The following is a 14143-nucleotide window of genomic DNA, read 5'->3' as shown; positions in this document are numbered from 1 at the left end:
ACATTGGGTTTTGTGCATGGCCTTCAATCACCCTGCTGAATACTTCTTCAACTATCGCCCGTCACAGGTCTAGGGTAAGCGTCAGGTTGCATAACAATAAAAACGCAGGATGCAGCAATGACCGCCATGACTCGCTGCCTGGACCGTCCTGGATTCATGCCTCGGCTGTCCGCCCATCATCTGCTGCGCCCACGCCTGGCCGAGCCGTTGCTGGCGTCTGTGGCGCGGGTCAGGTTGTTGTGTGCGCCCGGCGGCAGCGGCAAGAGCGCGTTGCTCGCCGAATGTGCGTTGCAGGCGCCCGTGGGGTATCAGGTGTACTGGCTGCCCCTCAATGGCGTGGCCCTCAGCCCCTTCCAATTGTGCCAGCGCCTGGCGCATACCCTTGGCATGCCCTTTACCGATGAAGCCACACTGCTGCAGGACTTGAGCCGCTGGCAAGCTCCGGCGTGGTTGTTCCTTGATGATTTCTGCCGCTGGCCCACGCCCGAGACCGATGCCTTGCTCGACCGCCTGCTCACCGCCGGCAGCCCGGCGCTGACCTGGTGGCTGGGCGCGCGGCGGCGGCCGGCGTGCAACTGGCCGCGGTTGCTGCTCGACGATGAATTGCTCGAATGCGGTGCGGAACTGGCGTTGCGCGCCGGGGAAATCCAGGCGCTGCTCTGCCATGCGCCAGGGCAGTCCGTCGAGGACGTGCTGCAGTTCAGCGCCGGCTGGTGCGCCGGTGTACGCATCGCGCTGCTGGGCGACGGGCACCCCGACAAAACCCTGCTCGACTACCTGCAACACGAACTGTTCAGCGTGCTGCCGCCCGAATTGGCCGACGCCTGGCGCGTGCTGGCCCATCTGCCGCGCTTCAATACAGGGCTGTGCGAACACCTGTTCGGGGCCGGCGACGGTGATCAGTACCTGCGCGATCTGCTGGCCCTTGGCGCCTTTATCCAGCCGTGGGAAGACACCGACTGGCTGCAGGTTTTTCCGCCCCTGGCGCGTCTGATGCGCGACGAACCCTGGCCGACCAAGCGCTCGTGGCACCGTCGCGCCTGCCAATGGTTCACCGCCGAGCAGGACTGGCAAGCCGCCTTCGAACAGGCGCTGTTGGCCGAAGAATATGAGGTGGCGGTCAGCCTGTTGCAGCACTTCAGCTTCGAAGATCTGTTCCGCCAGCAGAACGCGTTGCTGCTGTTGCGCCTGCACGCGGAGCATGGCGATGACCTGATGCTCGGTTCGGCCCAGTTGGTGGGGCTGGTGACGGCGGCCCTGCTGTTTGCCGGGCGCTTCGAGCAGGCCGCCGTGTGCATCGACCAACTCGCACGCTTCGCTCCGCAACCGACGGCGGCCCGGCAGCGGCACTTGTTGGCACGCTGGCAGGCCCAGTGGGGCTGGTTGCTGCACTTGGGAGGGGACGCCGAGCGTTCGCGCGCGCATTTCCTCGAAGCGTTACAAGCCTTGCCCGACAGTGCCTGGACTTCGCGCCTGATGTGCTTGTCAGGGCTCACCCAGCAAGCCCTGTTGCGTGGTGAGCTGAACGTGGCGCAAACCCTGAACCGCGAAGCACTGTGCCTGGCGCGTGCCCATGGCTCATTGCTGCTGGAAGCGCTGCTGGAACTGGATCACGCCCAATTGCTCGAACAGCGCGGCGCGCCGCACCGGGCCCAGAGCCTGCTCGAACATATGCAGGCGATGCTGCTCAAGCAGCGGCTCAAGGCCGGCCCGCTGGTCGGGCGCATTGCCCTGCGGCGCGGGCACCTGGCGCTGCGGCAGGGGCAGGACGCGCTGGCCGCCGAGTGTTTCGAGACAGGCTTGCCGATGTGCCTGCACAGTCAGGACAAGCGCGTGCTTTATGGGTTTCTGGGCCTGGCGCTGCTGGCGGCCAACCGTGGCGATTACGCCCAGGCGTTCATTCAACTGCGCGAGGCGGAACGTCTGATGCAGCAACGCCAGGTGCCGGACACCGTGTACCGCGCAGTGTTGCTGCTGGTCAGCGGGCATTTCTGGTTGCAGCAGGGGCGTGCCGAGTTGACCGTCGAAGCGCTGCGCCGCGTGTTGCGTCACTTCCGCGGGCCCCAGGCCAAACAAGCGCCGCCGGCCACTCTGGAGCTGATCCCGCGTCTTGAATACCTGTTGGTATTGGCCGAGGTGAAACTGGGTTGCGCCGAACAGCCGCTGGCGCGCCTGCAAGCGCTGCTGGAGGCCACCCATCAGCGCGGCATGCTGTGCCTGGAAACCGAGTTGCACCTGGTGCTGGGTGAAGTCGCCTGGCAACTGGGCGACGCCGGGCTAGCGCGTCGTTCACTGCAGACCGGATTGGAACTGGCCGCGCGCTGCCAGGTGCAGCAAGCCATTCGCGAACTGCGCCTGCGTTCGCCGGGGCTGCTGAGCGAGTTGGGGTTGGAGCCGCAGGCGTCGACGCCGGGCACGGTGCAAAACCCACTCAGCCAGCGCGAGTTGGAAGTGCTGCAGTTGATAGCCCTGGGCAATTCCAACCTGGAAATCGCCGATCGCCTGTTTATCTCCCTGCACACCGTCAAAACCCACGCGCGACGCATCCACAGCAAGCTCGGGGTCGAGCGGCGCACCCAGGCCGTGGCCAAGGCCAAAACCCTGGGGTTGATGACTTAGGTGCAGAAGGCCTGACGATACTCTCCAGGCGTGGCGCCCATGGCCTGGCCGAAGCGGCGGGTAAAATGGCTGGCGCTGCAGAAACCGCACATCAGTGCAATCTCGCCGAGGGGCAGGGTGCCCCCACGCAACAGGCTTTGCGCTCGGGCCAGGCGGCGCGCCAGCAGGTATTGATGGGGCGGCAGACCGAAGCTTTGGCGGAACATTCGCGCGAAGTGGTATTCCGACAGTGCACACAGCCCGGCCAATTGCCCCAGGCTCAGCGGCGCCTCCAGGTGGTAGTCGATGTAGTCCACCAACAAGCGGCGCTGATGCGGCGCCAGCCCACCTTTCAAGCGCAGACCGTCGCGCAGGCCCACTTGGTTGAGCAAAGTGTGGCTGAGCAGCTCATGGGCCAGGCTGCTGGTCAGCAGACGCTCGGCGGGCTCCTGCCAATCGAGAGCGATCAACTGGTGGAAGCGGCGCGCCTGGCTGGGGTCCTCCAGGAACGTACCCTCCTGCAACTGCAAGGTGCGCGGTTCGCGGTCGAGCAGGGTCACGCAGCCGAGGGCGAATTGTTCCGGGCTGAAGTACACATGGGCCAGGCGGATCTCGCCGTTGATCACCCACCCGGACTGATGCTCGGCGGGCAGGATGCACAGCTTGTCGGGGCCGCCCTTGGTGTCGGGTCGGTCGCGCCGAAACGTGCCGGTGCCGCCGCCCACATAGCACGACAGGGTGTGATGGCCTGGCGCCTGGTAATCCTGGGAATCGTGGTGGTTGCTCCACAAGGCCGCGGCAAGGCCGTCACCCAGCTCGGCGCAGGCCTCCAGGCGCGCGTGGGGCGAACGGTGAAGGGCTTGGAAGACTTGCAGCGATTGCAGATCCGGCATGGCGTGTACTCTCCGACGCCCTGCATCGTACTCCGCGATGCCGGTGCTGTGCGCGGCTCGCCCGACAAAAGCGCAAGAATGTGCAAGAGCGCAGCGTGGTTTGGGGAGGACACTGGGGCTCAATCGATGGAGCCTGTTATGAACCTTTTTCTGTATTTACTCACCGTGCTGATCTGGGGTACCACCTGGATCGCCCTCAAATGGCAACTGGGCGTGGTAGCGATTCCCGTGTCCATCGTTTATCGCTTCGGCCTGGCGGCGTTGGTGTTGTTTGCGTTGCTGCTGCTCAGCCGCAAGCTGCAGGTGATGAACCGGCGCGGGCACTTGATCTGCCTGGCCCAGGGGCTGTGTCTGTTTTGCGTCAACTTTATGTGCTTTCTCACGGCCAGCCAATGGATCCCCAGCGGGCTGGTGGCGGTGGTGTTTTCCACGGCGACGCTGTGGAACGCGTTGAACGCCCGGGTATTTTTCGGCCAGCGCGTGGCGCGCAATGTGCTGATGGGCGGTGGCCTTGGGTTGGCGGGTTTGGGGTTATTGTTCTGGCCGGAGCTGGTGGGGCACACCGCCAGCCCGCAGACCCTGCTGGGCTTGGGGTTGGCCTTGCTGGGGACGATGTGTTTCTCGGCTGGCAATCTGTTGTCGAGCCTGCAGCAGAAGGCCGGTCTCAGGCCGCTGACGACTAACGCCTGGGGCATGGCGTATGGCGCGGCGATGCTGGCGACCTGGTGCGTAGTCCGAGGGGTTCCGTTCGAGATGGACTGGAGTGCGCGATATATCGGTGCCTTGGTTTACCTGGTGATTCCGGGGTCGGTGATTGGGTTTACGGCGTATTTGACGTTGGTGGGGCGTATGGGGCCGGAGCGCGCGGCGTATTGCACGGTGCTGTTTCCGGTGGTGGCGCTGAATGTGTCGGCGTTTGCCGAGGGCTATCAGTGGACCGCGCCGGCGTTGGTGGGGTTGGGCTTGGTGATGGCGGGGAATGTGTTGGTGTTTCGTAAGCCTAAGGGTGTGAGCCCGGTCTTGAAGGCGAGAACAGTCTGACCAGGTGGCAGGCGGCAAGTCCTAATGCCCGTCAGTGAAGGAATCAGTGAGTGAATTTCTGCCCTGGACGGGACCAAAATGTGGGAGGGGGCTTGCCCCCTCCCACTTTTGATAGTCATTGCCTGGGGTGGATCTGACTGGCATCAGGACTTGCCCCCTCATTTCACCGAGTTATTTTATTCCAAGGCGCTTGGCCAGGCGGGCGAGGTTGGCGCGGTTGAGGCCCAGTTCGCGGGCGGTGCTGGCCCAGTTGTGCTGGTGGCGTTCCAGGCAGGCGCTGATGAGGTGGCGTTGATAGTTTTCGGTGGCGTGGCGCAGGTCGCCGGTCAGGGGCGCCAGTGCGGGCGGGGTTTCAATCGGTGGTGCGCTGACGGTGGGCAGGTCGAGGTCGGTGGCACTCAGGCTGAGAATTTTCGGACGCTCGCGACAGTTTCCAAGCGCTTTCAGTGCGCTGCGTCCGATCAAATGTTCCAGCTCCCGTACGTTGCCTGGCCAGTTATAGGCCAGCAGGGCCGCCTGGGCATCGCTGGTCAGGCGCAGGCTGCCCAGGCCCATGCGTGACCGGTTCTGTTCAAGGAAGAAACCGGCCAGCAGCAGTACATCGCGGCCGCGCTCGCGTAACGCCGGCACTTGCAGCGGGTAAACGCTCAGGCGATGGTAGAAGTCGGCGCGGTAGCGGCCGTTGCGCACCTCATCGGCGAGGTCGCGGTTGGTAGCGGCGATCAGGCGCACATCCACTTGGTGTTCCTTGTCCGACCCCAGGCGCTGCAACTGGCCGCTTTGCAGCACGCGCAGCAGTTTGGCCTGCACCGTCAGCGACAGTTCGCCCACTTCATCGAGAAACAAGGTGCCGCCGTCGGCCAGCTCGAACTTGCCCCGTCGCTCGTTCAGCGCGCCGGTGAAGGCGCCGCGTATGTGGCCGAACAGCTCGCTTTCCACCAGCGTTTCCGGCAGGGCGGCGCAGTTGAGGCTGATCAGCGGTTTGTCGGCGCGCGGCGAGGCGGCGTGAATCGCCTGGGCCACCAATTCCTTGCCCACCCCGGTTTCGCCGGTGATCAGCACCGTCAGGTCGCTGCCGCCCACCAGCTTGATTTCTTCCACCAGACGCTTGTGGCTTTTGCTCTGGCCGATCATTTCCTTGTGCTGCTGGCCGCTGGCCTGGCGATAGATTTCGGCGCGCTGGTGTGCGTCTTCGGCGCGCAGGGCCAGGCGTTCGATACGTTCGGCCACGTTGACCGTGGCGGCGGCCAGGCTGGCGAAGGCTTGCAGAGCGTCCAGTTCGACGCGTTCGAAGCGCTCGGTGTCCAGCGCGTCAAGGGTCAACAGGCCCCAGGGGCGGTCGTCGACAAACAAGGGGCAGCCCATGCAGTCATGCACCTGCAGGTGCCCGTGCAGACCTTCCACCAGGCCGTCGTAAGGGTCGGGCAACTCGCTGTCACTGTCGAAGCGGGTCGGGCCGGGGCTGGCGAGCAGCGCCGCGAAACGCGGGTGTTCGCTGACCTTGAAACGTCGGCCCAGGGTGTCGGTGCTCAGGCCGTCCACCGCCAGCGGCACCAGCGCTTCACCGTCCAGGCGCAGTAACGCGGCGGCGTCGCAGGGCAGCAGGGCGCGCATGGCTTGCAGCAGGCGCCGGTAGCGCTCGCCCTCGGGCAGATCGCGGGACAGATCGGCCACCAGGGGCAGGAGGGTGGTGAGCAGCGAGTGTGCAGTCATAATGACTCCTTGTAGTCCTTATGACTTTATCCTGTAAGAAGTCATACTGACTACTTGAGTTTTAAATCATTGAAAATTAACGATTTTAAAGTTGGCATGAATGCTGACTGTCCAAGGCTAACTTTAAAGAAGCCCTGGAGGCTCTCATGCTTAGCGCCCAAGACCGTGCCATCGTCAAATCCACCGTGCCCCTGCTGGAAAGTGGCGGTGAAGCGCTGATCACCCATTTCTACCGCATGATGCTGTCCGAATACCCGGAAGTTCGCCCGTTGTTCAACCAGGCCCACCAGGCCAGCGGCGATCAGCCGCGTGCCCTGGCCAATGGGGTATTGATGTACGCGCGGCATATCGACCAGTTGGATCAACTGGGCGATCTGGTGGCCAGGATCATCAATAAACACGTGGCCTTGCAGATCCTGCCGGAGCATTACCCGATCGTAGGCGCCTGCCTGTTGCGGGCGATTTCCGAAGTGCTGGGCAGTGAGATCGCCACGCCACAGGTGATGAATGCCTGGGGCGCGGCCTACGGCCAACTGGCGGATATCCTGATCGGCGCCGAAGCGGCCATCTATGACGAGAAAGCCCAGGCCCCTGGCGGCTGGCGCGGTGCGCGGCCGTTCACGCTGGTCAAGCGGGCGGAGGAGAGCGCCGAGATTACGTCCTTTTATTTCGCCCCGGTGGATAACGGCCCGATCCTGGCGGCGGCGCCCGGCCAATACATCGGTATGACGCTGGTGCTGAACGGCGAAGAGGTACGCCGCAACTATTCCCTCTCGGCACTGAGCGATGGCGGCCAGTACCGCATCAGTGTCAAGCGCGAAGCCGGCGGCCGGGTGTCCAATTACCTGCACGATCAATTGCAGGTCGGTGCCACCATCGACCTGTTCCCGCCGGCGGGCGAGTTCACCCTGGCCGCCAGCGCCAAGCCGTTGGTGCTGATCAGCGGCGGCGTCGGTATCACGCCGACCTTGCCGATGCTCGAAGCGGCCCTGGCCACCGAGCGCCCGGTGCACTTCATTCACTGCGCGCGCAACGGCGGCTTGCACGCGTTTCGCGAGTGGGTGGATGCCCTGGCGGCCAGGCACCCGCAGCTCAAGCGCTTCTATTGCTATGCCGAAGACGACGGCGTGAGCCCGGCAGCGGACAACGTTGGTCTGCTCAGTCAGGACCAACTGGCGGCGTGGTTGCCCGAGCAACGTGATATCGACGCCTACTTCCTCGGCCCGAAAGGCTTCATGGCCGCGATCAAGCGTCACCTCAAGGCCCTGGGTGTGCCCGAAAAACAAAGCCGCTACGAATTCTTCGGCCCGGCCGCTGCCTTGGAATAGGACCTAAAGGTCAACAGTGTGGGAGGGGCCTGCCGTGGTGAGCGGGCTTGCCCCGCGCTGGGCTGCGAAGCGGCCCCAAACCCAGGCACCTCGGTGTGTCAGGTGAAATTACATCGCCTGGAGTGGGGCCGCTTCGCGCCCCAGCGCGGGGCAAGCCCGCTCACTACAAGAACGTCACTTTCTGTTTACAGCGAAGATGTGAAGATATCTCTGCCGATCCCTCTGCGCCCGATAGCGGTGCATCAGCCAGCTGACACACCCTCATCGGGGCCAGCCCCCTTCCCACATTTGGTTTTCCATTTCTCGCGATTAATCCGCCGTTAACCCATCTCTGTTTAAACCACTCCCTGTGTGTAAACTTGCGGCCAGAGCCACAACCAAACAAAGGGAAAACCGGGATGAGTGACGAATTGCGTTTAGGCAGGGAGCGGCGCTTTCTGGTGTTGCTGGGCATCATCTGCCTGGCGTTGATCGGCGGGGCGCTGTACATGCAGGTGGTGCTCGGCGAGGCGCCGTGCCCACTGTGCATTCTGCAGCGCTACGCTTTGCTGTTGATCGCGATCTTTGCCTTTATCGGCGCCGCCATGCGCACCAAGGGCGCCATCACGTTTTTCGAAGGCCTGGTGGTCCTCAGCGCCTTGGGTGGGGTGGCCGCCGCCGGGCATCATGTGTACACCCAGTTCTTCCCGCAGGTCAGTTGCGGCGTCGATGTGCTGCAACCGATTGTCGACGATCTGCCGCTGGCCAAGGTTTTCCCCTTGGGCTTCCAGGTCGATGGCTTCTGCAGCACGCCTTACCCGCCGATCCTGGGTCTGTCCCTGGCCCAATGGGCGCTGGTGGCATTTGTGCTGACCGTGATCCTGGTGCCGCTGGGCATCTATCGCAATCGACGACGCAACGCCTGAACCGATGGTTGAAAACGCCCCGTTCTTCTTCACCGAAGGCCGGGGCTTTTTTTACAGCTGGCCTTTTGTGAAGACGACGTGACGCCGGACAATTTTAGGTGCGCACAGTGTGCGACATGTTGTCACACGGAAGTCGCCGCAGGACGTTTCTGACCCGCCACAGCCTCGCTTAAATTTGCACCAAACGGCCAAAATGTGCTGTCACTTCATCGTTTGGCCGACGCCACGAATCACGCGCGGCGCGCAGCATTGGATGATGTCCGAATGCCTTGTTTTATGGGGACTTGCAACCGTTTACCAAGCCCTTGCACAGGGTAAGGGCTATGGCGGTTTGCCCTATAACACGGCAATTTTTGTGGTTTTTGTGGCGAATTGAACGCGATAAGATCCCCGACCTTTGCAATTTTGGTGAAGGATTATTGCTGCTTTCGATAAAAATTATTTCTTTATAAGACATGGTTTATACATCGCTAGCTAACTACAATCGCCCGCACTGAATGTCCGGTGCTGTTCAATATTTGAGCATTGGAGCGGTCGAGGGGCAGATGGATGGCTCTGTGCGACCCCAGGTTCCGGCAGCCTTTCAACTATCCGCACCAAATGGAATTGGTCTGTAACAAGGCCTTTAGCCACGAAATCGAATAAGAACTCACCGCAGGTTCGCAAATCGTCCAGTGATGGCGTGCGAGCAGGCTCTTATTCAATCGAAGAGAAATGCCAACCCTTGGCAGGGTGAAGTGTTGGCGATCAAAACCCAACTGCATTGCGCAAGCTGCTTTAGAGGTCGTGAGATGAGTAAAAACAGGTACCCCCGATTACTAGGCTTTTTGCCGCTGCTTGGCATGATGTTAATGCTGGGAGGCTGCAAGTGGACCTTGCTCGACCCAAAAGGACAGGTCGGTCTGGATGAACGAAACCTGATCATCACCGCCACCCTGCTGATGCTGCTGGTCGTGGTCCCTGTGATCATCATGACCTTCGCCTTCGCCTGGAAATACCGCGCGTCGAACACCAGCGCCACCTACGCGCCGAAGTGGTCGCACTCCACCAAGATCGAAATCGCGGTGTGGCTGGTTCCGATCCTCATCATCATTGCCCTGGGTTATGTGACCTACAAGTCCACCCACGCGCTGGACCCCTACCGTCCGCTGGAATCGGATGCCAAGCCGATCAATATCGAAGTGGTCGCGCTGGACTGGAAGTGGCTGTTCATCTACCCGGACCTGGGTATCGCCACGGTTAACCAGATCCGCTTCCCGGAGCACACTCCGCTGAACTTCAAGATCACCTCCGACGCCGTGATGAACTCGTTCTTCATCCCAGCCCTGGGCGGCCAGATCTACGCGATGGCAGGCATGCAGACCAAGCTGCACCTGATCGCCAACCAGAAAGCTGAAATGGAAGGCATCTCCGCCAACTACAGCGGCGCTGGCTTTACCGGCATGAAATTCAAAGCGATCTCGACGAGCCAGGAAGACTTCAACGCCTGGGTAGCCGAAGTCAAGGCCGCACCTAAACAGCTTGATCAAGCTGAATACGACGCCCTGGCCAAACCAAGCCAGAACAACCCTGTCGCGCTGTACTCCTCGTACGAGCCGAACCTGTTTCAGAAAATCGTCGACAAGTACGAAGGTATGAAGCCAGGCAAGCCGGTCAAGCACGAGAAGAAAGAAGTGGCCGTGGTTGAAGGTTCTGAGACGGGCGCGCATTCAACTGCTGGGGCAGAGGAGTAAACGATGTTTGGTAAATTAAGTTGGGATGCGGTCCCGTTCCACGAGCCGATCGTAATGGTGACCATCGCCATGATCGCGCTGGGTGGTCTGGCACTGTTCGCGGGTATCACTTACTTCAAGAAGTGGACCTACCTGTGGACCGAGTGGTTGACCTCGGTCGACCACAAGAAAATCGGCGTGATGTACATCATCGTCGCCATGGTCATGCTGCTGCGCGGTTTTGCCGACGCCATTATGATGCGTACCCAGTTGGCCATGGCCACCGAGGGTTCGCCTGGCTACCTGCCACCTGAACACTATGACCAGATCTTCACCGCCCACGGTGTGATCATGATCATCTTCATGGCGATGCCATTCTTCACCGGCTTGATGAACCTGGCAGTGCCGCTGCAGATCGGCGCGCGTGACGTGGCCTACCCGTTCCTGAACTCCCTGAGCTTCTGGCTGCTGGTTTCCGGCGTGGTGCTGATCAACGTGTCCCTGGGCGTCGGCGAATTCGCCAAGACCGGTTGGGTTGCGTATCCGCCGCTGTCGGGCATTCAGTACAGCCCTGGCGTGGGGGTGGACTACTACATCTGGGCGCTACAGTTATCAGGGCTCGGGACGACGCTGACGGGGGTCAACTTCCTGGCCACCGTCCTGAAAATGCGCGCCCCTGGCATGAAACTGATGGACATGCCGATCTTCACCTGGACCTGCACCTGGGCCAACGTCCTGATCGTGGCTTCGTTCCCGATCCTGGCCGCCACCATGGCGCTGCTGTCGCTTGACCGTTACCTGGATTTCCACATTTTCACCAATGAACTTGGTGGCAATCCAATGATGTACGTGAACCTGTTCTGGGCATGGGGTCACCCTGAGGTGTACATCCTGATCCTGCCGGCGTTCGGTATCTTCTCCGAAGTGATCTCGACCTTTACCGGCAAGCGCCTGTTCGGTCACCACTCGATGGTCTACGCATCGGGCGCAATTTCGGTACTGGGCTTCATGGTGTGGCTGCACCACTTCTTCACCATGGGTTCGGGGGCCAGCGTCAACGCCTTCTTCGGCCTGGCGACGATGCTGATTTCCATCCCGACGGGGGTGAAGCTATTCAACTGGCTGTTCACCATCTACCACGGTCGTCTGCGCATGACCAGCCAGGTTCTGTGGACCCTGGGCTTTATGGTGACCTTCGCCATCGGCGGCATGACCGGCGTACTGCTGGCCATCCCGGGTGCTGACTTCGTGCTGCACAACAGCCTGTTCGTGATCGCGCACTTCCACAACGTGATCATCGGTGGTGCGGTATTCGGTTACATCGCCGGTTTCAGCTTCTACTTCCCGAAAGCGTTCGGCTTCAAGCTGCACGAAGGTTGGGGCAAGGCTGCATTCTGGTTCTGGATCTCGGGCTTCTTCGTCGCGTTCATGCCGCTCTATGCACTGGGCTTCATGGGCATGACCCGTCGTCTGAACGCCACCACCAACCCTGAGTGGGTGCCGTACCTGTACGTCGCCATGTTCGGTGCGGTGATGATTGCGGTGGGTATCGCCTGCCAGCTGATCCAGCTGTATGTCAGCGTGCGTGATCGCAAGCAGAACATGTGCGAATCCGGCGACCCATGGAACGGCCACACCCTGGAATGGTCGACCTCGTCGCCACCACCGTTCTACAACTTCGCCGTGATCCCGACTGCGAACACCATCGATGCGTTCACCGAAGCCAAGGAAGACGGTACTGCGTACCAGAAGCCTAAGCACTACGAACCGATCCACATGCCAAGCAACACCGCCACTGGCGTGGTGATGGGTGCGCTGTTGACCGTATTCGGTTTCGCGATGATCTGGCACATCTGGTGGCTGGCGATCGTGAGCCTGGTGGGTACCATCGGTTACTTCATCGTCCACGCCGCACGTGATGATCAAGGCTACATGGTGCCGGTCGAAACGATCGAACGCATCGAAGCCGAGCAGCACGCTCGCCTGGTCGCCGAGAAGAAAATCCCGGCCAACCGTGTAGAAACCTCGTTGGAACAGGCTTAAACCATGTCGAACTTAGTGACCAATGCTGGACACGCCCATGTCGATGACCATGGGCACGATGACCATCACCACGACTCGGGGCCAATGACCGTCTTCGGTTTCTGGCTCTACCTGATGACCGACTGCATCTTGTTTGCGTCGATCTTCGCGGTGTACGCGGTACTGGTAAACAACGTAGCGGGTGGCCCGTCGGGCCACGACATCTTCGAACTGCCTTACGTGCTCGGCGAAACCGCCTTGCTGTTGTTCAGTTCGATCACCTACGGCTTCGCCATGTTGGCCTTCTACAAGGGCAACAAGAAAGGCGTACTGAGCTGGTTGGCCCTGACCTTCCTGTTCGGCCTGGGCTTTATCGGCATGGAGATCAACGAGTTCCACCTGCTGATCTCCGAAGGCTACGGTCCGCACCGCAGCGGTTTCCTGTCGGCGTTCTTCACGCTGGTCGGCACCCACGGTCTGCACGTCTCGGCCGGTCTGCTGTGGATGGCGGTGATGATGTATCAGGTCAATAAGCACGGCCTGACCAACACCAACAAGACTCGCCTGAGCTGCCTGAGCCTGTTCTGGCACTTCCTGGATGTGGTCTGGATCTGCGTATTCACCGTCGTCTACTTGATGGGGACTCTGTAATGGCTAATGCACACTCCCATGACAGCCACGATGCAAGCCACGGCAGCGTAAAGTCTTACGCGATCGGCTTCATCCTGTCGGTCATCCTGACCCTGATCCCGTTCGGCCTGGTGATGTACCCCACCCTGCCGAAGTCGATCACGTTGATGATTGTCCTGGCGTTCGCGGTTATCCAGGTGCTGGTGCACCTGGTGTACTTCCTGCACCTGGACCGCTCCGAAGCCCAGCGCGAGAACGTGATTGCGTTCGTGTTCGCCGGCCTGGTGATCGTTCTGCTGGTTGGCCTGTCGCTGTGGATCATGTTCAGCATCCACACCTACATGATGGCGAAGTGAGGTAAGACCCGATGTCGCTTAAGCACTTTATCCAAATCACCAAACCGGGGATCATTTTCGGTAACGTGCTTTCTGTGGCGGGCGGTTTCTTCCTGGCCTCCAAGGGACATGTCGATCTGGCCATCTTCCTGGCTGCAATGATCGGCACGTCCCTGGTGGTAGCTTCCGGTTGTGTGTTCAACAACTGCATCGACCGTGACATCGATATCAAGATGGAACGCACCAAGAATCGCGTGCTGGTCCAGGGCCTTATCTCCCTGAAGCTGGCGCTGATTTTCGCGACCGTCCTGGGTGTTGCGGGCGTGGTGTTGCTGTACAAGGTGGCCAACCCGTTGGCGGCGCTGTTTGCCGTGATCGGCTTTGTCATCTACGTCGGCCTCTACAGCCTGTACCTCAAGCGCAAGTCGGTTCACGGCACGCTGGTGGGCAGTCTATCGGGGGCGATGCCGCCGGTGATTGGTTATGTGGCTGTAACCAATAGCTTCGACATGGCCGCGCTGGTGCTGCTGGTGATGTTCAGCCTGTGGCAGATGCCGCATTCCTACGCCATCGCGATTTTCCGCTTCAATGACTACCTGGCTGCGTCGATTCCGGTCCTGCCGGTAAAACGCGGCATCCAGGTGGCCAAGAAACACATCCTGCTCTACATCCTGGCCTTCCTTGTGGCGACCTTGATGTTGACCTTCAGTGGCTACGCCGGCATGAGCTACCTCGCCGTCGCCGCCGCCATGGGCATGTACTGGTTGTACATGGCCTGGACCGGCTACAAGGCGGTGGATGACACCGTCTGGGCGCGCAAGCTGTTCGTGTTCTCGATCTTCACCATCACCGCGCTGAGCGTGATGATGTCCCTGGATTTCCAAGTGCCGAAAGAGCTGTTGCTGACCTACGCCCACTGAGTGGTCCGAGCAGTAAAAGGCCCCGCCTTCGCAAGAAGCGCGGGGT

11 protein-coding genes and 1 pseudogene are annotated in these 14143 nt (G+C 61.0%); 9 read left to right on the top strand and 3 right to left on the bottom strand.

What is annotated here, in order from left to right:
- Nucleotides 1–117 precede the first annotated feature (117 nt).
- Entirely contained in the window at nucleotides 118–2619 is a 2502-nt protein-coding gene (locus PSH94_RS21090) for a LuxR C-terminal-related transcriptional regulator (protein ID WP_305435691.1), read from the top strand.
- On the opposite strand, the gene PSH94_RS21085 is transcribed toward PSH94_RS21090, so the two are convergent.
- Nucleotides 2616–3491 carry an AraC family transcriptional regulator gene (locus PSH94_RS21085; RefSeq protein ID WP_181078747.1) on the bottom strand — a complete coding sequence of 292 codons (876 nt, stop codon included), beginning with the start codon at nucleotides 3489–3491 and terminating at the stop codon, nucleotides 2616–2618. The two genes, PSH94_RS21090 and PSH94_RS21085, sit on opposite strands and share 4 nt — an antisense overlap.
- Before the next feature lie 138 nt (nucleotides 3492–3629).
- On the opposite strand from PSH94_RS21085, the gene PSH94_RS21080 reads away from it, so the two are divergent.
- Entirely contained in the window at nucleotides 3630–4532 is a 903-nt protein-coding gene (locus PSH94_RS21080) for a DMT family transporter (protein ID WP_181078745.1), read from the top strand.
- 171 nt (nucleotides 4533–4703) lie between these two features.
- Here PSH94_RS21080 and norR read toward each other — a convergent pair whose 3' ends face one another.
- Complete coding sequence (norR, locus tag PSH94_RS21075; RefSeq protein WP_305435688.1) at nucleotides 4704–6245, bottom strand: nitric oxide reductase transcriptional regulator NorR; 1542 nt, start codon at nucleotides 6243–6245, stop codon at nucleotides 4704–4706.
- Nucleotides 6246–6391: 146 nt separating this feature from the next.
- On the opposite strand from norR, the gene hmpA reads away from it, so the two are divergent.
- The gene (gene hmpA / locus PSH94_RS21070) at nucleotides 6392–7573 is read left to right on the top strand and encodes an NO-inducible flavohemoprotein (protein ID WP_305435686.1); all 1182 of its coding nucleotides are present in this window, start codon (nucleotides 6392–6394) and stop codon (nucleotides 7571–7573) included.
- A 398-nt stretch (nucleotides 7574–7971) separates the two neighbouring features.
- A complete protein-coding gene (locus PSH94_RS21065; RefSeq protein ID WP_181078739.1) occupies nucleotides 7972–8478 on the top strand; it encodes a disulfide bond formation protein B in 507 nt (168 codons plus the stop codon).
- A 474-nt stretch (nucleotides 8479–8952) separates the two neighbouring features.
- Here the strand turns inward: PSH94_RS21065 and PSH94_RS26215 are convergent.
- Nucleotides 8953–9242 (bottom strand): annotated as a pseudogene (locus PSH94_RS26215) (hypothetical protein).
- Nucleotides 9243–9269: 27 nt separating this feature from the next.
- Here PSH94_RS26215 and cyoA point away from each other — a divergent pair.
- The 5 genes from cyoA to cyoE are packed head-to-tail and all read left to right on the top strand — an operon-like array spanning nucleotide 9270 to nucleotide 14097.
- Entirely contained in the window at nucleotides 9270–10211 is a 942-nt protein-coding gene (gene cyoA / locus PSH94_RS21060; RefSeq protein WP_181078737.1) for a ubiquinol oxidase subunit II, read from the top strand.
- A gap of 3 nt (nucleotides 10212–10214) precedes the next feature.
- Nucleotides 10215–12233 carry a cytochrome o ubiquinol oxidase subunit I gene (gene cyoB, locus PSH94_RS21055; RefSeq protein WP_040269407.1) on the top strand — a complete coding sequence of 673 codons (2019 nt, stop codon included), beginning with the start codon at nucleotides 10215–10217 and terminating at the stop codon, nucleotides 12231–12233.
- Nucleotides 12234–12236: 3 nt separating this feature from the next.
- Complete coding sequence (locus PSH94_RS21050; RefSeq protein WP_024077337.1) at nucleotides 12237–12863, top strand: cytochrome o ubiquinol oxidase subunit III; 627 nt, start codon at nucleotides 12237–12239, stop codon at nucleotides 12861–12863.
- Nucleotides 12863–13198, top strand: a complete 336-nt coding sequence (gene cyoD / locus PSH94_RS21045) for a cytochrome o ubiquinol oxidase subunit IV (protein WP_003176003.1) — start codon at nucleotides 12863–12865, stop codon at nucleotides 13196–13198. Before PSH94_RS21050 ends, cyoD begins: the two co-directional genes overlap by 1 nt.
- Nucleotides 13199–13209: 11 nt before the next feature.
- A complete protein-coding gene (cyoE, locus tag PSH94_RS21040) occupies nucleotides 13210–14097 on the top strand; it encodes a heme o synthase (RefSeq protein ID WP_003176002.1) in 888 nt (295 codons plus the stop codon).
- The last annotated feature ends 46 nt before the right edge of the window (nucleotides 14098–14143 follow it).

The organism is Pseudomonas sp. FP2254, from assembly GCF_030687695.1.
GTDB lineage: Bacteria > Pseudomonadota > Gammaproteobacteria > Pseudomonadales > Pseudomonadaceae > Aquipseudomonas > Aquipseudomonas quebecensis.
The sequence above is the reverse complement of the archived record's forward strand: the minus strand, read 5'-3'. Positions and strand labels throughout refer to the sequence as shown.

What these genes read in the sequence shown, in the direction of transcription:
- PSH94_RS21090 (WP_305435691.1), top strand. Translation starts at nt 118, where the DNA reads ATGACCGCCATGACTCGCTGCCTGGACCGTCCTGGATTCATGCCTCGG.
- PSH94_RS21085 (WP_181078747.1), bottom strand. Translation starts at nt 3,491, where the DNA reads ATGCCGGATCTGCAATCGCTGCAAGTCTTCCAAGCCCTTCACCGTTCG.
- PSH94_RS21080 (WP_181078745.1), top strand. Translation starts at nt 3,630, where the DNA reads ATGAACCTTTTTCTGTATTTACTCACCGTGCTGATCTGGGGTACCACC.
- norR (WP_305435688.1), bottom strand. Translation starts at nt 6,245, where the DNA reads ATGACTGCACACTCGCTGCTCACCACCCTCCTGCCCCTGGTGGCCGAT.
- hmpA (WP_305435686.1), top strand. Translation starts at nt 6,392, where the DNA reads ATGCTTAGCGCCCAAGACCGTGCCATCGTCAAATCCACCGTGCCCCTG.
- PSH94_RS21065 (WP_181078739.1), top strand. Translation starts at nt 7,972, where the DNA reads ATGAGTGACGAATTGCGTTTAGGCAGGGAGCGGCGCTTTCTGGTGTTG.
- cyoA (WP_181078737.1), top strand. Translation starts at nt 9,270, where the DNA reads ATGAGTAAAAACAGGTACCCCCGATTACTAGGCTTTTTGCCGCTGCTT.
- cyoB (WP_040269407.1), top strand. Translation starts at nt 10,215, where the DNA reads ATGTTTGGTAAATTAAGTTGGGATGCGGTCCCGTTCCACGAGCCGATC.
- PSH94_RS21050 (WP_024077337.1), top strand. Translation starts at nt 12,237, where the DNA reads ATGTCGAACTTAGTGACCAATGCTGGACACGCCCATGTCGATGACCAT.
- cyoD (WP_003176003.1), top strand. Translation starts at nt 12,863, where the DNA reads ATGGCTAATGCACACTCCCATGACAGCCACGATGCAAGCCACGGCAGC.
- cyoE (WP_003176002.1), top strand. Translation starts at nt 13,210, where the DNA reads ATGTCGCTTAAGCACTTTATCCAAATCACCAAACCGGGGATCATTTTC.